Consider the following 26,554-nt stretch of genomic DNA (forward strand, 5'->3'; position numbering starts at 1 on the left):
TATTCTAAATAACGGGCAGAGTAATTTCGGTAATGGTGCCACCTTCTTCAACAGGATACAACGCAACGGTACCGCCACGACGAGAAACTGAGGCATTTGATAAAAAGAAGCCTATCCCCATACCGTCCTTTGTACTGGTTAATTGTTGTCCTAGTCTTTCAAGAACATCATTAGAAATTCCTGGGCCATTGTCTTGTATTGTTAATGTTACAGTACTTTTGGACCACCGGACGGATAATTTAATGTCTATTGGGTTTGCATCTGCCGCATTGTTTAATAAGTTAAGTAAGGCTTGGTTAAGTGTGGTGTCTACTTGAATTTTAGGAGATTGAGCATCCATAATATCAACAGAAAGCTCTATTTCTGGACGCAGTATCCGCCATTTTTCGATGATTTCTTCGATGTACTCTTTGGCTTCGATGTTTTCGTTATGGAGATCGGCCGTGATCGTGGCCTCTTCACTTAATTTTCGGAGAATTCTTGAGCATAACTCTATTTGGTTTTTTAATTGATAGGCGTCTTCGGAAACTTGGCTATTTTCTTCTGCATCCGCTATTAACTCTTCCACAATCAGCTTCATACTATTTAATGGGGTTCCAAGTTCATGAGCTGTGCCTGCCGCATGAGTCGCAATGGCTAATACTTGTTCATCCTGGAGTAGTTGCTCTCTATTACGTGAAAGCCAAGTCTGTTGACGTCGCATATGATTAACAATGTGGTTTAGAAAAGTAGAGATAAATAATGCGCTGAGGGCAAAGTTAAACCACATACCCCATTCTGAAAGAGTGATATTCATGTGGCTCTCATCAAATTCCGGTAATGGTTGAGAAAAATTCAATAAGACACTAAAAGCCAAAGTACAGATTATAGACAAGGAGAGTACGTATTTTAACGGTAGCACCACAGCCGCAATGCTAACAGGGACAAGAAAATAAAAGATGAAGGGGTTAGTGGCGCCACCGCTAAAGTAAAACATGAGGGAAAGTTCTACCACATCAAGTAATAACTGCAAAAAATAGGATGTATTACCAGGTAATTCTGGGTTACGTAACTGAATCCAGAGTACCCCATTGATCAATGCGTAAATAGCTATAACAGCGCTCATTACCGCTACGTTTGTATAGTCGTCGAAAAATAAAAATAGGAATAGAATCGCCGCGGCTTGCCCCACAATTGTGATAGCTCGAAGCTGTAACAATATTCTCCAATTGTGCCTAGGTTCGAGAGCCGGATTAAGCATGATTCACTCCTTATTTTAATTAACTAATTTGTATTATAGACGTTAGTCTACAGGAGTGGATTTTTATTCTAAGAATTATATATAAGAAGTGGAGGACGTAGAATGTATCAGTTTATTGAGTAGATTAGTTGAAAAAAACCACTAGTAAAACCTATGTTTACTAGTGGTTGATAAGCTATCGTAATCGCTATGAACAAGGTTACTAGATAAGCTCCCCGCGCGCAGGATAATCGTTTGCCACAACGAAGTTGATTGCACCTAACACTTCTTTGAAATGAGGGCGAGCAAATGGCATCGTGCTGATGTTGCTCCAGTATAAAGTGCCATCTGCTCTTAATAAAAACAAACCTGGTTCAGTAAATTCAGCTGGTTCTTCAATACCAATACTTGTTAATCCACGTCCTGCTGAGCGATGTAACCCCCAAGCTTGTGATTGTTCAGGTGTTAACCCATAGCCTAATGTTAAATTTGGAAGTTTCCATTCATCCATCGCTGTTTGAGCGCGTTCTTGGTTATCACTGCTCAGTGCAAGCACAGAAACGCCCGCTTCAGCAAATTCTGCACTCATTCTATTGAGTTCCGCAAGATAGGTTTTGCATAAAGGACAATGTAATCCTCTATACACCACAATCATGGTGAAGTTAGTAGGGTTTTGTTCTGCTAAAGACCAAGGGCCGCTCAAGGTTTCAATGTTCAATTCCGGTGTTTTAGTGCGAGTTTTTAAAACGGTCATGTGTGTGCTCCAAATAGTTAATTATTGTGGTATGGCTTCATAGATGGCTATCATAACCTCTTTATTTGATTTTTCTGCATCATTTAGTGTTTTATTAGTAGCAGATCGTGTAATTATTCCAATATTATTTAGCTTTATTAGGATTTTATGGATCGCCTTTCTGCAGTACTTAATCGGTTTCGACCAAAAATAAAACGGGTTCAACATGTTGACTTTTTAGAGCTCGATACTTCTATCTCCCTAGACCCACAAAATGCTTATTTAGTTCAACTATGTTCCGCGCACGTCAGAGTAGAGAATGTTAAAGTGTTAACCCCTTTAGGTGCATCAGAAAATTCTGCTGAACACGCTGTTGATGAAGAGTATTTTTCTGAAGGGAGTTTGTTGTGGATTGCATCCGGAGAGACCTTGACCTTAAAAGGGCAGAATGTATCTTTGGTGTTATGTGAGTATGAATTTGGTCATGTTGATCTAAACCCCTTTTTAGATACGGGTTCTCGTATATTGGCATTAAGAGGGGAAGATGATATTTCTAGTTCTTTGATGCCTATCTTCTCGGTTTTAATAACAGAGCTCGATCATAAACGATGTGGTTATCAGGTGGTATCGGAGCGTTTGGCTGAAGCCATGCTAGTACAATTTCTACGTTTGCTTATGCAGCAAAAGCGATTGGATTTCGGTGTACTTTCCGCATTATCGGATAACAAATTAGCTAGGGCGTTGGTTGCGATTCATGATCGTCCTGATAAACACTGGTCAGTAGATTTGCTTTCATTAACTGCAGGCATGTCTAGAAGTGCATTTAATCGTCTATTTAGAGAAAAGGTCGGACATACTCCCATGGAGTATTTAACATTATGGCGTATGAGGCTGGCTTGTCAGGAATTACAAAGAGGAGCGAAAACAGCTGATTTAAGTATACAGCTGGGCTATCAAAGCGAAACGGCTTTTCGTCGAGCTTTTAGAAAAGTTGTAGGGCAATCTCCTGGAGAGATTCAAAGAGGTGCTCTAGCAAGCTGGACAATGCCTATCATTCGAAATAAGCATGATAAATTTCCAATCTAATGAATTTAAAGTAAAAAAAATCAAATTATTACTTGGAACTTCGCTATACAATCGATATAATGCCCTCCGTTTTAGGGCCTGTAGCTCAGTTGGTTAGAGCATCCGACTCATAATCGGCAGGTCGAGTGTTCAAGTCACTCCAGGCCCACCATATTTAAAGGCGTAGCAGGTTAATACTTGCTACGCCTTTTTGTTCTCTAGATAGTCCTCGAACTTTATGTACCTCAATATCATCCTTTTTATCCAGTATTCTTAAGAAATACTCACGTGTGGACACTTTAATTTAGTTTGTCTTAATTCGAGTTTGAATTCAGACCTATTAATATACCTTCATATTAATAGGAAAAGGATAGGATGATTTCACATAAAAATTGCACACAAGCTAATATAAGTGTTAAAAAAAGCATCGAGACCAATGCTGTGTTCCATTTTTGCAGGAGTTGGCTTGTTGTTTCCTTGTTTTTCTGATTCATTTATAAACAAATGAACAGATTCTCTGATAATATCAAGGTGTTGACTGTGCATGGTTGCGTTTTCTAACGCTTACTTAAGTAAAAAAGCGTTTGACTTTTTTTCGTGATTTTTTGCTCGCATTCATCGTCATTTGACAATTTAAGCAGAAATGCCGCTATAAATGATTGATTATATGGGATAATGCTGTGATTAATGTGCTTTTAAATGTTTGTTTTTTTGTACTCGTTTTTTTAAAATATATCTGATGATTTTAAGGATTAATGTTCTATGTTTTCGTCGATAAAACGTCTCTTGGGTCTATTAGACCTTGCCTTGGGTTATATTGTTTCTGCAGGAATGCACATTGTATTATATGTGTTTTCGCTTTGCCTATTTGGCTTAAGTTTGGCTGGTTATGTCTTGGGCTCATTTGAAGGTAAGCTTAGTTATACTGAAATCGATCGTTTAGAACTTTTAGCCTTTGCTGCGTTTCTCATTGTCTCTTTGCGCTTCTTTATGCGAGGTAAATTGGCTGGGCTTTCTTTTTGGAAGCGCTTTAAGCGTTATATCTTTGTGTCAGCTTTATCAGTGACTTTCTGTTTTGCGGCCTATGCAGTGCATTTGATTATACTGATTTTAGAGCAGGGTGAGCTTGATATTGGTAAAATAGGTATGAGTGATCTCGATACTAATCGCGATTTATTGTATTTTGCCTGCAGTATGTTTTACACGTTTATGATTTACTCCTTTACTCCATTACCTAAACTTGGCTGGCTTACTGAAAAGCCTGAACCAGTTGAGCAATCGGAACTTGAAAAAGCGATTGGTACGGTCCCGAGTAAAAGCACTAATAATGAGCCTCAACAGAACCTAGATAATCCACAGCCATTAAAAAAAGAAAAACTTACATGGAAAGAAAGAAAAAGAATTGCTAAAGAAGAAAAAAACGCCAAGCCAGTAACTGCTCTTGAGTTGGCTCTTGGGGAAAGTACTGAAGAAGTCGATAAGGATATTGATAAACACACAGAACAACCGTCTTCAGATAAGTTATCGGAACAAGATATTGAATCTTTGCATGTACAAGACACTGAAAGTACTTCATCAGAGCTTGAAGAAAAACTTGAACAAGAAATTGAGCCGATTTCAGAAAGTGAAATTGAAAACGTTTTCGGCCAAGATGATGCTCTTAAAAATCATCAGGAAGATGAGCAAGAGCCAAAAAAAGAAATTGAAGTAGACCTGCAATATGAGGTCAATGACAGTAAGCAACTAGAACGAGATGATCCTTCTGATAAAAAAGTGGTAGAAAAAAGTGTGGAAAAGCTTCAGACAGAATTAAAGACCCCTCCTATAGAAGAAAGTAAGCAGGCCCCAACGCTGGCTGATTTTCTTGCGGACAGTACAGAAAATCCTAGTACTGATTCTTCAAACACTAATAATAAACAGTAAAAGGGTATTAAAATGAAAATAACTACTCGTATTTTTTGGGTTTAATGTCCTTTTTAATGTCTTTTGTTGTGAGTAATGCTGTCCTAGCTCGAAGTGACTTTTCTCGTAACGATATTCCTGTGTCAAAAGGCGCTGCTTTTTTAGTCAGTTCTTGTCGAGAAGTTGTGGACATTTATGATCAGAATGGAGAAGAAACGTTATTAGCGCCTTTACGCACATCATTAGCAGAAAGTGTCCGTGCTGGCTATTGTCTTGGTGTTGTTGTTCAATATCAATCCGCTGATAATGCTTGCTTGTATTCAAAGCGTAATACGCTTGAGATGGCTGAGGCTATAGCTCATTCAAACTTAACAGAAGCTCAGCTCGAAGAAATTGGAGTCCCAATTATTTTAGAAAGAGCCTATTGTGGGCTTTAGGTTTTATTCAATGAATAGGATTGACCTGCGGACTCTATCTTAGGTTATTCATACTGTGTTATTTTCAAAGCCTGTGTTGGTTATTTTCTATTCTAAGAAAAGCTTACATGGGCTTATTTTATTTACCTGCATGAAATGCCATGTGTCGTCGAATTACTTCTCAATTTAAGACTCTATTAGAAATGATGTTCATGTCTGGTGGATGAGAGGTCCTCTATATTTCAATTTCTTTGTATGTCAATAGTATTTTGATGTTTTATGCAGGATATGACACCAACATATCATTATTACTTACATGTATAGTAATTAATGAGAGTGGCATTTTATTGATTATCTGTAGAAGTTGAGTTGATGCGATTTCAGCTATTGATATGCGTATCCACTAAAAAAGGATAGCGTCAATATAAAGTAATCAAATTAATAATACTTCATTATTTAGTTTCTTTTTTTATTGAGCTATATTTGGATATGCATTAGTTTAAACTATGATAGTTTGATTCCTTTAATTCAATTTATAGTTAAGATGAACAAATGCTCTATTAATAACCATGATTATGAATACAGTTTTTAATGTTTATGCTGATATTTATTTTTCGATTTGAAAAATAAATATTATTCTCGAGTATTTTTTGAATATTTTTTTCGTTTTTTGGAGTATTAATGAATATTAAGACACGGTTTTTATTCGCTTTAGTGGCAAGTGTTTTGTTGCCAGTGGTCATTATCTCTTCTTTAGTTATTGTCAATGTTCGAGATAACGCTCTTGAGGCATTTGAAAATAATAGCCAAGCTGAAATTGCTCACATTGACAGTGCTTTTTCTATGTATTTGAATGGTCTCGCGGAAGATGCTCAATACCTAGCTCAAAGCTCCGTTATAAAGCAGCTCGATACAAGCGTTATGACATACATGGATAAAAAGGCGGCAACCATGACGCCTGATAAAAATAGTAAAGTTGAGCAAGCCGCTTACCAAATGATGAAAGAGTTTGGTGAAGCCCGTCCAGATTTAGCGTATGTCTATTTAGGTATGGACCATGGGGGCTACTTACAATGGCCGATAGGCAAGAATGGAGAAAATTACGACCCACGTATTCGCCCTTGGTATAAGGACAGTATTAATTCCACGACACCAGTACGTGTTCCTGTTTATGCGGATTTGCAAACAAATACCCCTTTACAGGATTTCTTGGTTCGTTTTGAAGGGAAAAACGGAGCATTTGGAACCATCGGTGTCGATGTTACGTTGGGCAAGCTCACTGATATGGTGAAGAATGTAAAATTTGGCGAAGCGGGTTATGTCATGCTGATAGAAGATACTGGCAAAGTATTGGCAGACCCTTCTAACCCTACTAATAATTTTAAAGCCCTTAGTGATGTTAGTGATGCGCATAAACGGTTATCCGATCACGACTCAGGTCTATTGAAGATTAAATTAAATGGCGAATCTTGGATTGCGAATAAGTATGAATCTCCTGCATTAGGTTGGCATTTTATTGGTCTTGTTGCTGAAGATGAAGTGTATGCTCAAGCGGATAGCTTAACTGGATATATTGTTCTTATTGCGATTATTATGGTGATTATATTTGTCATTATTGGTTTTGTTATTGTGAATATCGTTACCAAGCCAATGACGATAATAACCAATGGATTGCAAGAAATTGCCTCCGGTGAAGGTGACTTAACCCGTCGTTTAGATATTAATAGCCAAGATGAATCTGGGTTAATGGCGGGTGCATTTAATCAGTTTGTAGGATCAATTAATGTGCTGGTAGGGCGAATTAAAAATAACAGTAGCGATGTAAGAAAAAGTTCGGATCATTCAAGAAGTTTGTCTTCACAGATGCATGGGGTGGTTACTCAACAAGTGAACGCAATAGATCAAGTATCCACCGCATTTAATGAGATGGTTGCGACAGCGAACGAAGTAGCGTCTAACTGTACTCAGGCAGCGGCGGCGGCGGATAGTAGCCAGCAACAGGTGGAGCAAGGTCATCAATTAATTCAAAAAACGGTGGGCTCTGTTACTTCATTAGAGCAGGTTTTGAATGAGTCAAACGACGCCATGGCCGTATTGTCTGAAGAATCTAAAAATATTGCCGTTATTCTTGGTTCTATTCGTGGGATTGCTGAACAAACAAACTTACTTGCTTTGAATGCGGCCATTGAGGCGGCTCGAGCAGGTGAGCAAGGCCGTGGTTTTGCCGTCGTAGCGGATGAGGTTCGAACTCTAGCGGGAAGAACGGCTGTTTCAACAGAAGAAGTGGATAAATTGCTTAACAGGCTACGGGAACAAACGGAGCAGGTTGCTGAAAAATTATACAGCAGTATGTCACATGCAACGGAGACGGTTGAATCAACGCAGCAAACCAGCACCATTTTTGAGTCCATTATGGCCTCTGTGTTAACCATTAGAGACATGACGACTCAAATAGCGGCTTCAGCAGAAGAGCAGCACCTAGTAGGTGAAGAGATTAATCGTAATGTGGTGGATATTCATGATGGTGCCAGCACTTCTAAGGATCTTTCTGAAGAAGTAGAGCGTGAAGCAAATAATTTGAGCGAGTTATCTAAAAATCTAGAAGAATTGGTTTCTCGTTTTAAATCAAGTTAGTTAACTGGAGCAGAGAGAAGGTAATTATTGCCTATTTGAAAGGTTTGTTGAAACGCTTGTGATAAACTGATAGCAGGCCGTTTGTAGAAAATCCAAAACGTCTCTTATTTGGGGTACTGTTAAGTGCAACCGATCAAGAGGCGTTTTTTTATGATCTAGTATGTTTAAAAAATAAAGATGAAGATGAAAAACGAATTCGTGAGTATTGGTTTAACTAACCCTAAAAGCACTTCAAATGTCGGTTCCGTAATGCGTGCGGCTGGCTGTTATGATGTGGACCAAGTTTTATATACGGGTCGCCGATATGATAGAGCCGCAAAATTAACAACCGATACGAAAAAGGCGAGAGTTTCTATTCCCTTAATCAATATTCAGTTATTAGGGGTTGATACATTGGTTGATGCGGTAGATGAGGACACAAAAATTGTGTGTGTGGACTTAATTCAAGGAGCAACGCCTCTACCAGCGTTTGAGCATCCTGAAAAAGCGCTATATATTTTCGGTCCTGAAGACAATACGATTGGGCAGGAAGTGGTTGATAGAGCTGATTTTGTGGTATTTGTACCGACGACTGGGTGCATGAACTTAGCGGCATCGGTTAATGTACTTTTGTACGATCGATTGGCTAAATCATCCAGAGCGAACGCAGGTGATGAACTGATTCGTAAAAGCAAAGACATTAATAATAATGTGAAAGTAAAAAAACGCGCTTAACTATGGAAGGTCCTAGGTATTTATAGCGCGTTTTTCTGTGTGTTGTGTATCTGGGTCTTATACTTATAATGTGAAATAACGGCTAGAGTGGCTTAGGTAAGGCTTTCAGATAAGCCGCGATAGCGTTTCTATCCGCTTCAGGTAATTTTCCAAGGTTTTCAATTACTTCTGTCATCTCTCCACCTGCAGAGTCGAATTCGGGAGTGAAGCCGGAGCTTAGGTATTCGGCAATGTCTGCTTTTGACCATTCTGATATACCAGAGTCATGAGGGGTGATATTAGGTATTCTACCCTTACCGCTGGGATTTTCGGCTCCCATTAGCCAGTATTGAGATTCCAAGCCTCCAAATGTACTTCTTGGAGTGTGGCATTCTCCACAATGACCTGGTCCTTCAACTAGGTATTGACCACGGAGTATTTCGTCACTTGATTCATCAAATGAGACCATGTACTGATCATTGAGGTAGAGTTGTTTCCAAATTCCTAATCCTCGTCTTATGGTAAATGGAAAGGCCAATTCATGCTCGGCACTTTGCTGATTCACGGCAGGTAGGGTGTCCAAATATGCTTTTAAATCAACAAGGTCCTGTAGTGTCATTTTGGCATAAGATGTGTAAGGAAAGGCAGGATAGTAATGTTCATTCTCAGGGGATACCCCATGTTTCATTGCATTGGCGAACTCCGCTTTACTCCAAGCGCCAATTCCAGTTTTTTTATCAGGCGAAATATTTGGTGCGATAAAGGTTCCAAATTCGGTTTTAAAGCGTTTCCCCCCGCTAATTTAACGCTATCAGAGTCGTTTTCTGTCGGTTTAGATGCGTGGCATGACAAGCAACCGCCAATATTAAAAAGCTGCTCACCTCTTTGAGTATTGCCAGTGAGCTGTGATACTTGTTTATCTGAAATAGGAGCATTTGGGTCCGTGATGATCCAAAAAGCTGTGATTCCTGTAATCACAGCGGCGGCGCCAATATTAAGCCAAGTAGACATGGTAAATACCTATAAATAGTATGGCAGTAGAAAAAGCTCATGAAGTGGGTGAGGCGGTAGAGCTTCACCCTTTAGTGACGGCTAATAAGCTAAAAATTAGTCTTTTATTCTAAAGCCTTGATGACAGCTACCACAGGTACCGCCGATATCTTTCATTCCTGATCTAAGGTTGTTTAGTCCCTTGTCAGCAATGCTGGCTAGATTTTGTGCGCTCTTAGCAAAGTTGTTGTGCTTTTCAGTGAAGCCATCCGTATCTGTCCAGATTTCCATTTTGGCTCTTGTATCATCGACATCCGCATTGCTAGAGCCTTCTGGCCACATGGATTGATAGTTTATTTTTGAAAGTAATTCTAGGTTTTGTGCCGCATTACGTGCGATATCCGCATCGTATTCTGTTTTTCCTTTTGCCATATTACCTACAATACCAACATTGAATGCAATCATGCTCATGTAGGATTGACGTATTTCGATGGCTTTATCTACATCGGCCGCATTTACAGAACCTGCACCAATTAAAAGTGACGAAAGCATAATAGGTAAAGCGATTAAAGTCTTTTTCATAATAAACTCCATGTGATGTCAAAGGTAAAAAATCAACATAGCAGATATTACATTAAGGGTTAAGACCCAACTTACTTTAAATAACACGATGAGAGAATTTGTTTAATAATAGTAGACCAAAAAAGGAATAGAAAATATAAAATCAATTAAATGATATTCATTATCAACTAAAAAGGAGAGGCTATTTTTAAGTGATCTTTAATATAAGGGAGTTAGAAAGCGAACATTCTCGACACCTTACCTCCGTAACAGATAGAACTGTACAAGATTTAAAGGTGTCGAAAATATCGGCAGAGCCGTTCTATATTAGTCGTTTTTACCTAACGCAACTAATACTTGGCGTTTACTTTCACCACTGTATGGGCGACGACCGTGCATTGCCATATGGTTATCCACTAAAGCCATGTCAGCCGTTTGCCAATCAACATCAAATGTAAATTCAGAGGATAGGTTGTTGATTAGCTCAAGGTCAGACGCTTCGATCAAGCTATCATCGCCATAAGTAATAGCACTTGCTGGATTTTCTCTTACTCCTTTCCAGCCCATATAAGCGGCAATCAGTTGGTTGTAAAAAACTTTAATGCCGTTATCTAATTCAACTACGGCAGGTAGGACTGGTGTCGTTGCTTTTAAGCTACCGTCTTCTTGCCATTTCCATGAATAACCTAGTTGACGTAGTTTTTCTTCTGCATCCGCAACGTCTGCGCATCCTAAAGTACTTTTCCAACTACGACCTTGACCAGAATTTTCATCATTCTCCCCTGGCATAGTAGTGGTGTATTTTAAGCCTCTTGTTTCCATTGCATCCGCCAATGCTGGAGCCACTTCCTGCATCTTTTTAAATAGACGGTCAGAACGACATACTGGCGTTGCCCCCCTTTTTCTGCTGGAGATAAGCAGAAAAAGAAGAGTTTGTCTGGAGAAATAGGGGTTTGTGCCATTTCGTGATGTAAGAAAATCTCTACATCTTTAGGTGCTTCATTTGCGGTAAACACTCTCTCTGTGAAGTTGATTCTAACCGCGTTAGATAAGGACTCTTTATAAGTAAATCCTTCATAACCAAATGCAGCAGAGAACTTGTCAAAATCTTCCGCACTGTGAAGAGGGAAGCCTCTAAATAAAACAACACCAGATTGAGCTAGCTCTTGTTTCAATTGTTCTAAGTTAGCATTAACCCATTCACAAGCAAGATCGATGGACTCGATTTTGTCGTTATTAGCCACGATCTTTGGAAAATCCAAACCATCATATTGATGTTGTGTTTCTACTTGAGCGAAGTGGATAGTTGAAGACATACCTTACTCCTTAATCGTAAATAGGATAGAAAGTGTTGAAGGCCTCTTCACAGAAATGCCCTGGATCGTTAAAGCGACGGTTGCTATTTAATGCGGAAATAGCATTCATTTCTTCTTCACTTAATTCAAAGTCAAACAACGATAGGTTTTCTATCATACGTTCTGGCTTACTTGTTTTTGGAATAATAGAAGTGCCACGCTGTACACCCCAACGTAAAACGACTTGAGCCGGAGTACGACCCACTCGTTCTGCTGCGGCTTTAACCGCTGCTTGCTCTAATACGGATTCTTGAGCACCCGCCATATCCAGTTCAAGATAAGACAACGCACCAAGTGGAGAGAAAGCCGTTACTTCTAAGTTGTAATGTTTTGCTAAACGAATTAAGCGCTCTTGTGTCAGATAAGGGTGTGATTCAATCTGCAATACAGAAGGTTTGATTTTTGAATAGTTCATCAAGTCATGCAGTAAACCAGAGGTATAGTTACAGATACCAATTTTTTTGGTTAGTCCTTTTTCTACAGTGGCTTCCATACCCGCCCATGTTTCACTTAATGGAACCGGCGCTAATTTTACTTCTGGATTTTCTGCTTCTGGGTCAAAGAACCACGCCGCAGGGTAGCGAGTTTCAAAAGGAACAAACTCTTGAGCAATAGGGAAGTGGATTAGAAATAGGTCAACGTAATCTAGCTGTAATTCGTTTAAGGAATATTCTAATGCTGGAACCACATTTTCTTGGTTGTGATAAGTGTTCCATAATTTCGTGGTGACCCAAAGTTCTTCACGAGTACAAAGGCCGTCTTCAATTGCGCGCCTAATGCCTTCCCCTGTCTCTTTTTCATTACCGTAGTCACTGGCGCTGTCAATATGACGGTAGCCAGTTTTAATGGCTTGATAAACGGTTTCAGCACAAACATCGTTTGGTACTTTCCAAAGTCCGAAACCAACGGCAGGAATATTAGATGGCATTTTATGTTCCTTCTGGAAATGAATTTCACATGAATTGATTAGGTCTTATATAAGACTTATGTAGTGATATGGATAATGAATGCTTATAGAGGCGTTGTCAATGGATTCTATTACTGTTTTTGAATCTGACTCTATGAGAGAATCCATCCCCCCTACGGATTTGTGTAGGCCGTATTTTTTGCGACTGACTTTTACTTTAAGGTGATATGGATGATCTCAAGCCCTCGTTCTGGTGTGTTTCTTGCTCTTTCTGCTTACTTATTGTGGGGACTCACTCCGGTCTATTTTAAATGGGTTGCGAATGAGAACCCGTTGGACATTGTTGCTAATAGAGTCTTATGGTCGGTCATTTTATTAACCGTTATCATTACTTTGATGAGGAAATGGTCAAAGGTTAAGGACGTTTTTTCTAATAGAACGGTATTGCTAACATTATTGGGAACCACCTTTTTAATAGGAATAAATTGGTCGGTTTTTATTTATGCGGTTAGTGTTAATCGTATGTTAGACGCTAGTTTAGGCTATTATATTAACCCTTTGATGACCGTCGCTTTAGGGATTGTTTTTCTAAATGAGCGGCCTCGGTTGCTGCAATATATTGCAATGGCTTCTGCATTAATTGGCGTTTGTATACAAATTTTTGTGCTTGGTTATTTGCCATGGATTTCTATCGTACTGGCCTTATCTTTTAGTATCTACGGGTATTTGCATAAGAAAACACCAACGGACAGCTTTACGTCATTATTTTTAGAAACCTCAATGCTCTTGCCTTTCGCTCTTTTGTTAATGGGATATTTACTTCAAGGTAGTATGGCGGATGGTGCGGTGAGTGATGGCAGTGGACCGCTCAACAGGGAAGGATCTGTGTGGCTCTTGTTGATGTTATCAGGCCCAATTACAACCTTGCCGCTGTTGCTCTTCTCTGCCGCGGCAAAACGAGTGTCATTAAGTACATTAGGCTTTTTACAATATGTCTCTCCTAGTATGTTATTTGGATTGGCTATTTTTGTTTATGGTGAGCCTTTTCATTTTGAAACAGGACTGACTTTTGCTTTTATATGGATGGGATTAGTGCTTTTTTCTATTGATTCATTTAGAAAGAAATAACCTTGCTGAGTTATGCTTGGATAACCATGAGATAGAAAGTGGTGCAGATGCTTTCTATCTTCTTTTAATGTGTTGCCATTACCTTGAGCGCAACGGCCGCGGCCGCGGTACGGTTTTCTACTCCTAATTTAGGGAATATTTGCTCCAGATGCTTATTCACGGTTCGAGGGCTCATTTCTAGAATAAGAGCTATATCTCTGTTGCTTTTACCGTTTGCAATCCAATTAAGTACCTCAGATTCTCTTTCTGTCAATTCAAGTTGCTCTTTTAGAAGGCTGGCGCCTGTTGGTTTAAGACCATCTTCTAACCTAAGTAAAAGGTCACCATTAGTTTGGCGGCTCACCCAGGTTACTTTTAATGGGTACTCTATATTTAATAGACTTAATTGATGTCCCGCACCTGGTGAGTGTGCTAGCCACTGTTGAACCTGTGGGGAAAATTCAGTTTGTTGCCAAATTTTTGATGCTTTTGCTTTTGCAAACAGAGCGTATGTTTGTGGAGTTGCCCATTGGATGTGGCCGTTTTCTGAAACCGTAATGAGATGTTGTCCTGTACTGTCGAGAGCCGATTGGGCGCTGTTCGTCAGTCTAGCATTGGTTAAATGTACTTTCATTCTTGCTAAAAGTTCATTCGGGGTAATAGGCTTAGTGAGATAATCTACCCCTCCAGATTCGAGTCCTTTCACAATACTGTCGGTGTCTGTTAAGCCTGTCATGAAGATGACTGGAATGGAGGCTAGATCGGAATCATTTTTGAGCGCTTGGCAGGTTTCAAAGCCATCCATATTGGGCATAATGGCGTCTAATAGAATGATATCTGGTCTAATTCTTTTGGCAATAGTAAGGGCTTGTTTGCCTTCTAAAGCGACGAGTACATCCATATTTACCTCTTCAAGAGTATCGTTTATTAAGCTGAGTGCATCAGCGGAATCATCAACAACTAATACAATGTCACGCCGCGTAATAGGGTTCATTTGGTTTTTGTTTCCTCTGTTTGGTCGGGCTGAATATGTTGCTCAATGAAGTTAACTAATGCCTCAAACTGGAAGCTTTCATCAAACAAGTGAATTTGTTTTAGTGTTGATGAATGTAGCAATGCATTTGATTCAATCGTATTCAGTGCATTTTTTACCCCTCTCCTATAACCCATCTCTGCATAGGCTTTTAATTCAAGAATGAGCGGGTCATCAGGAATGAAGTAATTGCAGTCTTCGCTTTCCCGATTAACAATATTCTCTCTAGGACCGCTGTTACCTTTGGACAAACGTTGAGCCTTTGCTTGTAAAGGTGTGGGTTGTGCTAAATGAGAAAGATCATTAGTGTGGGATTTACCTTCCTGATACACCCAGTCTATTTCAAGATATTCTGATACTTTCTCTAATAATTTAGTATTACTGATCGGCTTTACTAGATAGTCATCATAACTTTTTTGATTCTGTTTTAAGGGATGATTTTCTTGAGCGTCTGCTGATAGCATAATAATGGGCTTTGCAATCTTCTGCTGACGCAATATATCGGCTAACTCAAGGCCTGACATGCCTGGCATGGAGATATCTAAAAGAAATAAGTCTGGCTGAGTATCTGCCGCAATGGATAAGCAAGCATCGGCGCTGTGAGCTTCTAGTACTGTAAAACCTAATGGGACAAAGACGTCGGCCAATAAGCCTCTTAGAATAGGATCATCATCAACAATGCAAAGAGTGCGTTGATAGCCTTCATAAGCGACAATGCGCTTTTGCTTATTAGTGGGTATGGTTTCAACGGCTACCCAAGGCAACATGAGATTCACCTTAAATTGACTGCCTGCGTTTGGTTGGCTATTTACATTTAGGTCTCCTCCCATGATTTCCGTGAGTAATTTCACTATAGTGAGACCTAACCCCGTACCAGGTAGGTTTGCTGTGTTGGTGTCTCTGACCCGTTCAAATGGATCGAATATTCTATCTAAAAGGTGTTGGTGTATACCTGGACCTGTGTCTTCAATACTGAATTCAGCCACTTGATTTCGATAGCTGACATTAAAGTGTACTTGGCCCTCTTTTGTGTATTTAACCGCATTAGACAGAAGGTTAATCAGAATTTGGCGTAACCGTTTTTCATCGATAATAACAAACTGAGGCAGAGGTGAGAGAACCTGATAATGGAATTGTATGCCTTTGCTCGTTGCTTGAATGGAAAACATATTAGCCAATTGTTCAATGAGCTCTGGTAAATTAACCTGATTTCGATAGAGCTCAAGCCGACCGGCTTCTATTTTTGATATATCTAATAACCCTTCAATTAAATCCGTTAAATACTCTCCGCTACGCTGAATAGTGGCTAGTCCATGTTGATGTTGTTTTGGTGTTTCTGTTTTTTGAGAAAGTAATTGGGCATAGCCAATAATGGATTGCAGCGGTGTACGTAGTTCGTGGCTTATTCCTGTTAAATAACGACTTTTTGCCGCGTTAGCGCTTTCCGCTGTTTCTTTGGCTCTCTGCAGTTCTTTATCCGTTTTCTCATGGGCTTCAATTTCTTTCATGAGCTTGCGCGTTTGTCTATTGGATTCTTTCTGCGCGACTACTCGGCTCTCGTGAGCTAATAAAAACAGCCAAGATAAGACACCAGAAACAATTAACAAGGTGAAAAACAGGGTCCACATGGTTTCTTGTAGTAGTATTTCTTCAGAGGGAGAAGCCGGTTTCATATGATGATAAATCAAAGACATTAGTGCGGCGTTAATCAAGTTCACAGTGGATAATAAACTTAAAAAGCGTCCCAGCCGGGAATTGATTAATTTGACCACTTTATGGGGAAGAAACAGGTGCATAAAGTGAATAGCTTGCTCAGATACTCTGGCTTGGGGCTTACAATGATCAAGACAGCGAACATCTAAAGAGCAGCAAAGTGAGCAAATAGGTTGCATGTACGCGGAGCAAAAACTCATATCCTCTTGCTCAAATTGATTTTCACAGACTCCGCAAGTGACAATTTTGTATTGACTGCCTTTGCTTTCAATTTCTATAAAAGGAAGCAGCTCAGGGGACTGGCGAGCAAGGTAATATTTACCTTTTGTTAACCATGCGATCAAAGGGACACAAATAAAGCAGGCGATAAGACTGACGAAATGGCAAAGGCTTTTAGCCACTTCTCCAAAGACGCCCAGATAGCAAATCAAACCTAAGCTGGTAGCGATTAGCATAGAGCCAGTACCAACCGGATTGATATCGTATAAATGAGCGCGTTTAAACTCAACGTAAGATGGGCTTAGCTTTAATGGTTTGTTAATTAATAAGTCGGCTGATAACGAGGCTAACCAACTGATAGCTCCAATAGCAAAGACCCCAAGAACCGCTTCTAGGGCTTGATATATCCCTAACTCCATCAGCAGCAAGGCTATGGTGACATTAAAAATGAGCCAAACAACTCGTCCTGGGTGGCTATGGGTTAAGCGTGAAAAGAAGTTTGACCAAGCGATGGAACCCGCATAAGCATTGGTGACATTAATCTTCATTTGAGAAATGAAAACCATGGTCGCCGCCATAATTAATGAAAGTTGAGGTGAATTAGTGAGGAATTGAAAGACCCTTTGATACATATGTGTTGGATCAGACGCCTGTGCCATAGTCATACCTTGTTGTATGGCTAGATAGGCTAAGAATGACCCTAATAGCATTTTTATAGCGCCCACTATGACCCAACCTGGACCCGCTAGAATAAGCCAAAACCACCATCTTCTTTTGTTCTCTTGGGTTTTTACAGGCATAAATCGTAGGTAGTCGACCTGTTCTCCTATTTGAGCAACTAATGCAAATAAGACCGATGCGGCCGCACCAAAAAGGAGTACATCAAAATGCTGGCTGTTCTCTAGGCCTGTAATGGAGTAGTTACTCCAATCTTCTATCTTGTCGTATTCAAAATACAAAACCACAAACAAAGCTGAGCATTGTAAAATCAACCATAAGCTCTGGGTACCAATTTGAAACCGACTAATGGCTTTAATGCCATGGGTTACAATCGGTATCACAAATATGGCGCATAACAGATAGCCTAGGGCTAAGGGAATTCCGAATAGGACGTGCAAGGCTGATGCAAGAATAGCGGCTTCAATGGCAAAAAAATGAAAGTAAAGGTCGCATAGATTAATGAGGTAATGGTCGACCCTAAATAGCCAAACCCTGCTCCACGAGTTAATAAATCAATGTCTAACCCATGTTTGGCGGAATAGTAAGCAATGGGGAAGCCTGTGATAAAGAAAACCAGTAATACCGTAAGAATCGCGGCGGTGGCATTGATGAAACCGTAGCTAAGAGTAACCGCAGCGGCGAGACCTTCTAATGCCAAGAAGGCGGTTGCACCAAGAGCGGTTTTGGCTACTCTGTCTATGCTCATTTTTCGACCGCTTTGAGCTGTATAGCGTAATGAATAATCCTCTAGTGTTTGGTCGGCTACCCATCGATTGTAATAGCGCCTAACTTTGAAAATTTTTTGTGAAGCAGCCATGTGTTTCCATTTTATTTTGATCATTTAAAAAGGCTAGCAAGAAACAAATTGGGGCATTTTGTATTGGTGCGCACCATTAAAAAGCAAAAAAATAAAGTGATTTTAAGGTGAATGGCTTTTTTTACTTTTTTAGAGTCTCGCCTGTACTCGAGCATATAATGTGCCATCTCCAGAGGAAGAAAGTGAACGCCGGTTTTTGTGATGTGAAAAAAGAGGGGGAGGGTAGATATAAAAGAGACAACATGAGTGTTTAGCTAAATGGCAGCGGTCTTCCAAAAGCTAAGCCATTTAGCTAAAAGCGTGAGGGGCTATTTTAACGAGGGTTGCTGAGTGACAGAGACAACAACATGATGGTGTTTATTGTCAGGTAACCGTTTAAATAGTTGAGAAATGACTATCATCAGAGCAAAAGAAAAAATCACTCTAAACACTAAAATACTGGTTAAATCGGCGCCAATTAAAAACATGAGAATAGTGTCTTCTATCAAACTATGACACAAGCAAAGTAATGATAGGCTAAGGAAAATATCTTTCTTTTTAATGACGCCTTTCTTGGCTTCATTAATGAGTAGACCCCCTCCAAATGCCAACCCTAATGTCATACCGACTAACGTAAAGCTGGTGGCGTCTTTATGAATTCCTGTTATTTTTAAGAATGGGCTGAGTAGGGATTTTAGTAAAGCTTCGACTCCGATAAGCTTAAGTATTTTGAGTCCGGTTACCAAGCCCGCAATCATTACGAAAATATAGAATAATGATTCTAACTGTTGCATTATCCAGCCAACTAAACTGTCATCTGTTTCAGAGGGAGTCCAGATTAACTGGTTAGAACTTTGTAACATGCCCGTTTTTGTATAGAGAAGGTGTAATATCCAGCCAATTAAAAAGCCAGCCCCGATTCTTAGGGTTACGGCGTAAAGGACTTTTACACCGGCCTTGCGAGCAATGGCGCATTCTGTCGGCATGTTGTGTGCCATTAACATCATAGAGGCTAATACGGTGGTCTGAGCCACAGTAATTGGTTCATTTTCAAAGAACTGGAAGAATAGCACCATGCCAGTGTAATTAGAGGTCAGCATGGTCGCCGCCCAAATGATAGACGCTTCTTTTGGTAATCCGACAAAAGACATGAAGGGTTCTAACGCCCAAGCGACATAAGGTACGATACCCAGTTCCACCAAGATTTTTACAATGATGATGGCGGGAATCATTATTTTAAAGAGAGTGATCGTTATGGTGAAAATTTCACGAATTAACTGGGTAACTTCATTTTTTAAGGAATGCATCCTTTGTCCTATAAATATAATTAATGATGGCGCTAGTGTAAAACACCCTATGTTTTTAATGAATATCCACATTGAATTTTCAAGGGCGCCATTTTGGTGCTTCTAAACTGTTTAAGCAATAACCGCGATAGCTTTAATCTGCGCCCAAACCATTTGTCCCGCTTGTAGAGCCAAATTTTCGCAGGAGCGTTGTGTTATTTTTGCAAGTATTTGTGTGTTTTCCACTTTTAAGGTAATGAGAATCATATGGTCAGCATCTTCCTGTATAGAAAGTATCTCTGCTGGAAGTATATTAGTAATGCTGGTGTCTATGGATTTAGATAAGGTAATGCTCACGTCTTTTGCAAAAATTTGCACTCTAAGAACCTCACCGATAAGAGCGTTAGTATGCTTTACCCAGAGCGGTGTGTTTACGTTATTCATGGAAAAAGAAACCGCTTGCAGTGCGTCTGAAGGTGATTTCTGCTGGACATAAGTTTGTAAAATAACGCCTACATCCTGTTGTAAGCAGGAAGGTAAATGGGGTTGGGTTAGAACTTGATTGATTTCCCCATGAGTGTGAACGCTCCCTTTATTGATGATAACTAAATAATCGGCTAATCGAGAGAGCTCTGATGCGGAGTGGCTCACATAGATAATAGGAATCGAAAGTTCTTCTTTTAATTTTTCTAAATAGGATAAGATTTCCTGTTTACGATCATAATCAAGAGCAGATAAAGGCTCGTCCATCAACAATAAGCTGGGGTTAATCATTAGTGCTCTAGCGATGGCTACCCTTTGTCGCTCCCCGCCAGATAATTGACTTGGCCATTTATGAAGTAATGCATCCATATTTAATAGTCGGTGAATCGTGTCTGTATTGAGTGTCTGAGCTTGATTGTTGGATGGCCAGGCTCGTTTTTTTGCAAATTCCAGATTGCCTTTAATGGTTAAATGGGGAAATAGACTGGCTTCTTGGAAAACGTAGCCAATAGGACGTTTATAAACAGGAAGAGTGGATTCTTGTTCTTGCCAAAAGTGATGATTAAAGTAAATCGTGCCATTTTTTATGGGCTGTAAACCACTAATGACCCTAAGTAGAGTGGTTTTACCAGAACCAGACTCTCCGAAAACACCAATCACTCCCTTAGTTGGCAAACTTAGATCTATTGAAAAGCGGTGTTCTGCCAGTGTTAAATCGAACTGAATAATAAACGCAGGCTTTATAGTACTAGTGGTCACTTATTTAGGCTCCATATTTAAACGCCATACTTTTAGGGCGACTGTATAGAATAAGCAAAACGACAAAAGAGAAGAGCATCATGATAGCCGATAACGAGTGCGCTTGAGTGTAATCGAGCGCTTCGACATGATCGTATATTTGCAAAGAAATAACGCGTGTTTCTTGCGGAATGTTACCGCCTATCATGAGTACAATACCGAACTCGCCAACAGTATGGGCAAATCCTAATACGGCTGCGGTGAGTATGCCGGGTTTGGCTAAAGGGAGGGCAACATAAAAAAACTCTCCCATGGTGATGCTCTAAGAGTCGCCGCCACTTCCAAAGGCCTATGGCCAATGGACTCGAAGGCATTTTGAATGGGTTGAACAACAAAAGGCAGAGAATAAATCAAGGATGCCACCACTAAGCCTTCGAATGTAAAGGGGAGTAAGTTCAGTCCTAATGCTTGCATCCCTTGTCCAATAGCGCCATTTGGACCCAAAAGTAACAACAGATAAAAGCCAATTACTGTAGGGGGTAAAATCAGAGGTAAGGCGACTAAGGCACTGATCGGGCCTTTGAATATCGATGTGGTTCTAGCTAGCCACCAAGCTAGAGGGATACTTATCAATAGCAAAAGTAACGTTACTATGCTGGCCAAGCGTAGAGTTAGTAAAATAGTAGACCAATCCGTTGCTGTTAGAATCATATGTAAATGCCATTAGGAAGATGAGTGTAGACTAGCCGTATAACCATAGCTTTCGATGAGTTTTTGTATCTTTGGGGATGATAAAAAATCTAAAAAATCGCTTATTGCAGGGTTACCTTCCCCCTTTTTTAGAACCACTAAATCTTGTTTGATAGGGTCATAAAGGTGGTGTGGGACGATCCAAAATGAGCCCTCTTTAATTTCATGATCAATTTGAATTTGAGATAATGCAACAAACCCGATTTCCGCATTGCCGCTACGAACAAATTGGTATGTTTGACCAATGTTTTCGCCTTGAACCCAAAGAGGGTAGGTGCTTTTCGTTAACTTTAGCTTGGCTAATACCTGAGTCGCGGCTAGCCCATAAGGTGCAAGTTTGGGATTGGCTAGGGCGATCCTATGGAAGTGTCTGCTATAAAGGACAGCGCCTTGATTATCAATCAAAGTATTATCATTAGACCATAATGCGAGCTTACCTTCGGCATAAGTGGATTGACTATTTAACATGGCATTTCCCTCTTTAATTAAACGCTGGGGAATGGCTTGGTCGGCAGAGAGAAGTAAATCAAATGGAGCGCCATTTTTTATTTGAGCGTACAGTTTACCTGATGACGCAAATGAGACCTGAAGCCTGTGAGGCGTGTCTTCTTCAAAAGCGGTCACAATGGCCTTCATGGTAGGGGTAAAGTTGGTAGCGACAGCAATGAGTGCCGTTTCAGCAAAGGCTTGGAGGGGCAACAGAAACAATAACAAGGTTGCATACTTTTTAGGGTGAATCTTCATTGCTCAGTGCCTCTAGATCGCAAAAAATGGCTTCATTCTCAATTGTAATGGCGACGGTTTCTAAGGATTGAAACTGACATGGACCAGTAATGCATTCCCCTGTTTTTGGTAAAAAGAGCGCACCATGCTCTGAGCACTGTATGAAGGTTCCAGATTCATCAAAAAAATCCTCTTGATGGGATGCTAATTTGACGTCTCTATGAGGACACTTATTTATATAGGCATAAAAATCTGTCCCTTGCTTTATTACCATGATGCTAATGGGCCCCATAGTCGGGTGAGGCACGTTAATGCCTTTTGTTTGTAGGGTATTTAGCTCATCGATGGAGCAGAGAGAGTATTTTTTCATCAGCTGTTTTCGTGTGTTTTTTGAAGAAGTTCAAGGGGTAATCTAACATAAATACCCGCCTTCTCTGAAACTCTATTGAGATTAAATAGCGATTTATAATCTTCGATTACTGTAAATAAAATGTTTAGTCTGTAAGAGAGATTGCCAAGTTTTGTTGTCATCATTATACTCGCAGCCATGACAGAGCAAAAAACAACTTCAAAAAGTCGACCTTCGACGAAAAGCACAGGCAATAAAGCAAAATCGACCTCTAGAAAGTCGACCCCATCGAAAGTAAAGACGAAAAAAAAGCCGTCTACCTCAAAAAGAAACAAGAAAAACACCTCTTTTTCTGCGTTCTGTAAACGCATGCTATTCCGTTTTACTAAAGTATGTTTTCTTGCTGGATTACTCCTATCTATTCCTTTTGCTATATGGGTTTGGTGGCTTGACCATGAGGTGGTGAAAACTTTTTCGGGCCAAAAATGGCACGTTCCATCTGAAGTATACAGTGCTCCTATTGTTTTGAAATCGGGCGACCCTTGGAACAAGCAAGATTTAGAAGCTTTATTAACGGAAGCCGGTTATCGATTTGGTCGTAATAGTCAGGAAGTCGGTTGGGCGGCTCGCAGTAAAACAAAAATCAGCGCTCACTTGAGGTCTTATAAAGATCATACGGGGTTTCACAAAAGTGCGCGTCGTATCTTCTCTTTTAATCATGGCTTGTTGTCTATTCAAACCGTCAGTGGTGACTCGATAACGAAAGCGGTATTAGAGCCACAATTGATTGGTCATCTTTATGGTGGTAATACGGAAGGTCGAGAGATTTTAACCTCTGAGCAAATACCTCAAACATTAATCACAACTTTATTAGCCGTAGAAGACAGGAATTTTTACAGTCACTTTGGTATTTCCTTGAATGGAATTGCAAGAGCTGTGTGGGTAAATTTTGTTGAAGGTGAGCGACGTCAAGGCGGCAGTACGCTCACTCAGCAATTAATAAAAAATATGTATTTATCTTCTGAGAGAACCTATACCCGTAAATTAACTGAAGTGATTATGGCCGTTTTGTTAGAGCGTCGTTTTTCTAAGGATGAGATATTAGCGGCTTATATAAATGAAATTTATCTTGCTCAATTCGGTAGCAAAGCGATACATGGCTTTGCGGCCGCCAGTAAGCACTTTTTTGGTAGACCCATTAATGAGCTTAATATTGCAGAATACGCTTTGCTTGTCGGTATGGTGAAGGGACCTTCCTTATACAACCCAAATCGTAACCCTGAAAGGGCTAAAGCTCGTCGTGATGTGGTATTGAATTTGCTTTATGAGCAGAATTTACTTAGCGAAAAGCTGCTGAATGGTGCTAAAAAGATACCTTTACGTGTTATTGATGAGCAAAAGTCTCGATCTTTATTTGGCGATTATTTAGATTTAGTCTCATTTCAACTAGCGAAAGATTTTGATAAGCAGGTATTGGCGACAGAGAACCTCAAGGTGTATACCGGACTTAATGTGCGGGCTCAGGAAGCCGCGGTAAAGGCCATGAGACGACAGGTTGCATTACTTGAGAAACAGGATAAAAAGTTAAAAGGATTACAGGGGGCTATTGTCGTAACGGATACGCAGAATGGTCAAGTGAAGGCTATTGTTGGCTCCAGCGGTTCTGTATATAGTGGTTTTAACCGGGCGTTAGGGGCTGTAAGGCCTATTGGTTCATTGGTTAAGCCACCACTTTATATGCTGGCTTTATCCTCAGGGCGATTTACTTGGTTGTCGCCATTAGAGGACGTGAAAAAACGTTATAAAGTAGGTAAGGATATTTGGCAACCTGAAAATTATGATAAACAAGTTCATGGTACTGTTCCTATGTACTTGGCACTCGCGAAATCTTATAACTTAGCGACGTTAGATTTAGCAGAAAAAATGGGTTTTGACCGTTTAGGTGAAGGTCTAAAGCAATTAGGTGTAGAAAGGCCTTTTACTATGCGACCTGCGGTTGCATTGGGGTCCTTAGAATTGTCTCCTTTTGAAGTCGCTCGAATTTATCAACCGATCGCTTCTATGGGTCAGTCATCTCAACTCGGTATTGTAGCGGGTGTGTTGAATGCTCAAGGTGAGATATTAAAAGACTTTACTGCAGATAAAAGCGTGCCTTTTACCAATGCTGTTTTAGCGACGGCACTTGATGGTATGACGAAAGTATCGACCGTTGGTACCGCTAGGCGAGCGCAATCTCAGTTTCCAAATTTACGTTTTGCGGCAAAGACTGGAACAACCAATGACCAAAGGGATAGCTGGTTTGTTGGGATTACTGGTGATTACGCTACAACGGTTTGGTTGGGGGATGATAATAATAAATCTTTAAGCATTACAGGTGGTACAGGAGCACAAAAAGTATGGGTTGATTTAATGAAGCAATTAAACCCAAAATCATTAACGCTTTCGCTCCCTAAAGGTGCTCAACGCTTTCAGGTTAGTTTAGATGAGTTTGCTATTGCCGCTGACCGATGTGATAACAAAGAAACGCTCAGTTTTTTAGAAGGTACTGAGCCACAAACAAAAACATCTTGCTTGTGGCCATTTTAAGTTACATTGATTTATTGTTTAGCCCACTGGCTATTAGCGGTATTTATTAATGCGGCTTCAGTGTCTTTAAGGGCTTTTTCATCCCACTTATCTCGTGTGTTACCCCAAAAGCCATTATAAAAAACATAGTTTTTTCCATCTATTATTTTATAGCTTAACGGGTCAATTTTCACTTTTTCGCCTTCTAACATAGCCCAAGCACACCACCCTCCATATGCCGGTGCGTATTTTTTAGGCTGTTCTATAAAGGCCTGACGGTTTTCTTCATTTTCGAATTGGTACGTTGTCCCTTCATAGCTGTATTTTAGTGCCGGATAACCTTTCATAGGTGAATCCATAAAGTAGCTAACTGGGTCATATCCAGAAAGTGCGACGCCATCTTCGTTCACATTGTTTTGCATTGCTGCATAGGATTGAATAGCAAAAATGCATACAAAAGCATATGCAATGGTTCTAGCAAATAGAATAATTTTTGAATTAAGTGCAAACATAGAAAATCTCCTTCATAAAGTTAAAAGCTTTGATAGACTTTTATTAGTAAAGTTCACTTATTGTAAAAAATACCTATCGCTCTCTGTACTTTCTATCATGTTGAAATATAATGAATACGATTGAAATTAAATGGCTTTGAGATGTCTATGCGCTTTATTGCAAGTCGTACAGTAAAACTCAGCGCTCTTTTATGCTGTATTTTACCAATTTCCGTTCAGATTAAAGCAGAAACAGAAATGAGCTGCTCTTCGATGATTGCAACAGGAAATTCAGAGTACCCTCCTTTTCTATGGAAAAAGGCGGATGGGTCCAATGAATTGATGGGAGCCAATCGCTTAATAATTGACGAGATTTCAAGGCGTTTGGGGATTCCTATCAAACTGCTTCATACCGGACCATGGTCAAGAGCTCAATTAGAAGTAAAATCTGGTAGAGCTGATTTAATGGCGGGTGCTTTCTATACCACAGAGCGATCTGATTATATGGACTACATATCCCCTGCTTTTCTACATACAAGCAGTGTTGTATGGAAGCGAACTGGTCAACGGTTAGATTATTCAAAAAAAGAAGATTTAATTAATAAGCGTGGTGTTACGGTTATTAATAACAGTTTTGGTCAATCATTTGATGATTTTTCAGAGAAATATTTGAACATTATTTCTGTGTCTGGATTGGAGCAAGCATTTAAAATGTTGGTTGCAAAACGAGTGGATTATGTTGTTTATGAAAAATCCCCTGGATTAGCCTATTTAAATCTTTTAGATATGAAAACCGATGTTGTTTCTTTAGCGTCAGTAAGTAGTGAAGGGCTTTTTTTAACCTTATCTAAAAATTCTACCTGTAATACTGTGGGTATGAAACAAAAGCTTCATAATGTTCTTAAAACAATGAGTCACGATGGATTTAATGAAAAAGCGCTTAATCAAAGTTTATTAGATTGGAATGCTTTTACTCATAAATCTTAGCTGAATGCGTGTTTAGGGGGTTATAAGTAGAACCAACAAAAACTTATCTATAAAGTATTGATTAGTTTCAACGCTTTGTAGATAAGTTAATATTTTAAGCAACTAAATCATCTAGTCCA

At 39.8% G+C, this 26,554-nt stretch carries 22 protein-coding genes, 1 tRNA gene and 2 pseudogenes; 9 read left to right on the plus strand and 16 right to left on the minus strand.

Annotated features, from left to right (window positions below; all coding sequences use genetic code 11):
• Positions 1 to 4 precede the first annotated feature (4 nt).
• Together O1D97_RS08235 and O1D97_RS08240 are read right to left on the minus strand one after the other, a co-directional pair.
• Positions 5 to 1,240, minus strand: a complete 1,236-nt coding sequence (locus O1D97_RS08235; RefSeq protein ID WP_269124577.1) for an ATP-binding protein — start codon at positions 1,238 to 1,240, stop codon at positions 5 to 7.
• A gap of 202 nt (positions 1,241 to 1,442) precedes the next feature.
• Positions 1,443 to 1,973: a peroxiredoxin-like family protein gene (locus O1D97_RS08240; RefSeq protein WP_269124579.1), complete on the minus strand. Its 531-nt coding sequence runs from the start codon at positions 1,971 to 1,973 to the stop codon at positions 1,443 to 1,445.
• Between the two features lie 147 nt (positions 1,974 to 2,120).
• Between O1D97_RS08240 and O1D97_RS08245 the strand changes: the two genes are divergently transcribed.
• From O1D97_RS08245 to O1D97_RS08270, 6 genes are all read left to right on the plus strand, one after another.
• On the plus strand, positions 2,121 to 3,038 hold the full coding sequence (locus tag O1D97_RS08245) for a helix-turn-helix transcriptional regulator (RefSeq protein ID WP_269124581.1): 918 nt from the start codon (positions 2,121 to 2,123) through the stop codon (positions 3,036 to 3,038).
• Positions 3,039 to 3,112: 74 nt separating this feature from the next.
• Positions 3,113 to 3,189 (plus strand) — tRNA-Ile (locus tag O1D97_RS08250).
• Positions 3,190 to 3,779: 590 nt separating this feature from the next.
• Complete coding sequence (locus O1D97_RS08255) at positions 3,780 to 4,940, plus strand: hypothetical protein (protein WP_269124584.1); 1,161 nt, start codon at positions 3,780 to 3,782, stop codon at positions 4,938 to 4,940.
• Between the two features lie 56 nt (positions 4,941 to 4,996).
• A complete protein-coding gene (locus tag O1D97_RS08260) occupies positions 4,997 to 5,356 on the plus strand; it encodes a hypothetical protein (protein WP_269124586.1) in 360 nt (119 codons plus the stop codon).
• Between the two features lie 660 nt (positions 5,357 to 6,016).
• Positions 6,017 to 7,969, plus strand: coding sequence for a methyl-accepting chemotaxis protein (locus O1D97_RS08265; RefSeq protein ID WP_269124588.1), 1,953 nt, complete (start codon positions 6,017 to 6,019; stop codon positions 7,967 to 7,969).
• 183 nt (positions 7,970 to 8,152) lie between these two features.
• On the plus strand, positions 8,153 to 8,683 hold the full coding sequence (locus O1D97_RS08270; protein WP_269124589.1) for an RNA methyltransferase: 531 nt from the start codon (positions 8,153 to 8,155) through the stop codon (positions 8,681 to 8,683).
• 82 nt (positions 8,684 to 8,765) lie between these two features.
• Here the strand turns inward: O1D97_RS08270 and O1D97_RS08275 are convergent, their stop codons facing one another.
• From O1D97_RS08275 to O1D97_RS08300, 5 genes and pseudogenes are all read right to left on the minus strand, one after another.
• Positions 8,766 to 9,350 carry a c-type cytochrome gene (locus O1D97_RS08275; RefSeq protein WP_269124591.1) on the minus strand — a complete coding sequence of 195 codons (585 nt, stop codon included), beginning with the start codon at positions 9,348 to 9,350 and terminating at the stop codon, positions 8,766 to 8,768.
• Positions 9,347 to 9,673: a hypothetical protein gene (locus O1D97_RS08280; protein ID WP_269124594.1), complete on the minus strand. Its 327-nt coding sequence runs from the start codon at positions 9,671 to 9,673 to the stop codon at positions 9,347 to 9,349. The genes O1D97_RS08275 and O1D97_RS08280 overlap by 4 nt, the downstream gene beginning before the upstream one ends.
• 96 nt (positions 9,674 to 9,769) lie before the next feature.
• Positions 9,770 to 10,234 carry a c-type cytochrome gene (locus O1D97_RS08285; RefSeq protein ID WP_269124596.1) on the minus strand — a complete coding sequence of 155 codons (465 nt, stop codon included), beginning with the start codon at positions 10,232 to 10,234 and terminating at the stop codon, positions 9,770 to 9,772.
• A gap of 306 nt (positions 10,235 to 10,540) precedes the next feature.
• Positions 10,541 to 11,529: pseudogene (locus tag O1D97_RS20005) on the minus strand (TauD/TfdA family dioxygenase).
• A 10-nt stretch (positions 11,530 to 11,539) separates the two neighbouring features.
• A complete protein-coding gene (locus tag O1D97_RS08300) occupies positions 11,540 to 12,496 on the minus strand; it encodes an aldo/keto reductase (RefSeq protein WP_269124599.1) in 957 nt (318 codons plus the stop codon).
• Between the two features lie 210 nt (positions 12,497 to 12,706).
• On the opposite strand from O1D97_RS08300, the gene rarD reads away from it, so the two are divergent.
• On the plus strand, positions 12,707 to 13,603 hold the full coding sequence (rarD, locus tag O1D97_RS08305) for an EamA family transporter RarD (protein ID WP_269124601.1): 897 nt from the start codon (positions 12,707 to 12,709) through the stop codon (positions 13,601 to 13,603).
• A gap of 64 nt (positions 13,604 to 13,667) precedes the next feature.
• On the opposite strand, the gene O1D97_RS08310 is transcribed toward rarD, so the two are convergent.
• The 8 genes and pseudogenes from O1D97_RS08310 to O1D97_RS08345 form a co-directional block, all read right to left on the minus strand.
• Complete coding sequence (locus O1D97_RS08310) at positions 13,668 to 14,576, minus strand: response regulator transcription factor (protein ID WP_269124603.1); 909 nt, start codon at positions 14,574 to 14,576, stop codon at positions 13,668 to 13,670.
• Complete coding sequence (locus O1D97_RS08315; protein WP_269124605.1) at positions 14,573 to 17,608, minus strand: hybrid sensor histidine kinase/response regulator; 3,036 nt, start codon at positions 17,606 to 17,608, stop codon at positions 14,573 to 14,575. The genes O1D97_RS08310 and O1D97_RS08315 overlap by 4 nt, the downstream gene beginning before the upstream one ends.
• A 29-nt stretch (positions 17,609 to 17,637) precedes the next feature.
• The gene (locus tag O1D97_RS08320; RefSeq protein WP_269124607.1) at positions 17,638 to 18,084 is read right to left on the minus strand and encodes a purine-cytosine permease family protein; all 447 of its coding nucleotides are present in this window, start codon (positions 18,082 to 18,084) and stop codon (positions 17,638 to 17,640) included.
• Between the two features lie 308 nt (positions 18,085 to 18,392).
• Positions 18,393 to 19,370 carry a nucleoside recognition domain-containing protein gene (locus O1D97_RS08325; protein WP_269124609.1) on the minus strand — a complete coding sequence of 326 codons (978 nt, stop codon included), beginning with the start codon at positions 19,368 to 19,370 and terminating at the stop codon, positions 18,393 to 18,395.
• A gap of 111 nt (positions 19,371 to 19,481) precedes the next feature.
• Positions 19,482 to 20,591, minus strand: coding sequence for a molybdenum ABC transporter ATP-binding protein (gene modC / locus O1D97_RS08330; RefSeq protein WP_269124611.1), 1,110 nt, complete (start codon positions 20,589 to 20,591; stop codon positions 19,482 to 19,484).
• Positions 20,592 to 20,595: 4 nt separating this feature from the next.
• Positions 20,596 to 21,281, minus strand: a pseudogene (gene modB, locus O1D97_RS19885) (molybdate ABC transporter permease subunit).
• Between the two features lie 12 nt (positions 21,282 to 21,293).
• Positions 21,294 to 22,064, minus strand: a complete 771-nt coding sequence (gene modA, locus O1D97_RS08340; protein WP_269124613.1) for a molybdate ABC transporter substrate-binding protein — start codon at positions 22,062 to 22,064, stop codon at positions 21,294 to 21,296.
• Positions 22,048 to 22,413: a Rieske (2Fe-2S) protein gene (locus O1D97_RS08345; RefSeq protein WP_269124614.1), complete on the minus strand. Its 366-nt coding sequence runs from the start codon at positions 22,411 to 22,413 to the stop codon at positions 22,048 to 22,050. Before O1D97_RS08345 ends, modA begins: the two co-directional genes overlap by 17 nt.
• A 141-nt stretch (positions 22,414 to 22,554) precedes the next feature.
• On the opposite strand from O1D97_RS08345, the gene O1D97_RS08350 reads away from it, so the two are divergent.
• Positions 22,555 to 24,978, plus strand: a complete 2,424-nt coding sequence (locus tag O1D97_RS08350; RefSeq protein WP_269124616.1) for a transglycosylase domain-containing protein — start codon at positions 22,555 to 22,557, stop codon at positions 24,976 to 24,978.
• Between the two features lie 11 nt (positions 24,979 to 24,989).
• Here O1D97_RS08350 and O1D97_RS08355 read toward each other — a convergent pair whose 3' ends face one another.
• Positions 24,990 to 25,469 carry a YHS domain-containing (seleno)protein gene (locus O1D97_RS08355; protein WP_269124618.1) on the minus strand — a complete coding sequence of 160 codons (480 nt, stop codon included), beginning with the start codon at positions 25,467 to 25,469 and terminating at the stop codon, positions 24,990 to 24,992.
• A 120-nt stretch (positions 25,470 to 25,589) separates the two neighbouring features.
• On the opposite strand from O1D97_RS08355, the gene O1D97_RS08360 reads away from it, so the two are divergent.
• Positions 25,590 to 26,435, plus strand: coding sequence for a substrate-binding periplasmic protein (locus tag O1D97_RS08360; RefSeq protein WP_269124619.1), 846 nt, complete (start codon positions 25,590 to 25,592; stop codon positions 26,433 to 26,435).
• The last annotated feature ends 119 nt before the right edge of the window (positions 26,436 to 26,554 follow it).

The sequence above is a fragment of the Marinomonas phaeophyticola genome (genome assembly GCF_026966905.1).
In the GTDB taxonomy this organism is placed as follows: Bacteria; Pseudomonadota; Gammaproteobacteria; order Pseudomonadales; family Marinomonadaceae; genus Marinomonas; species Marinomonas phaeophyticola.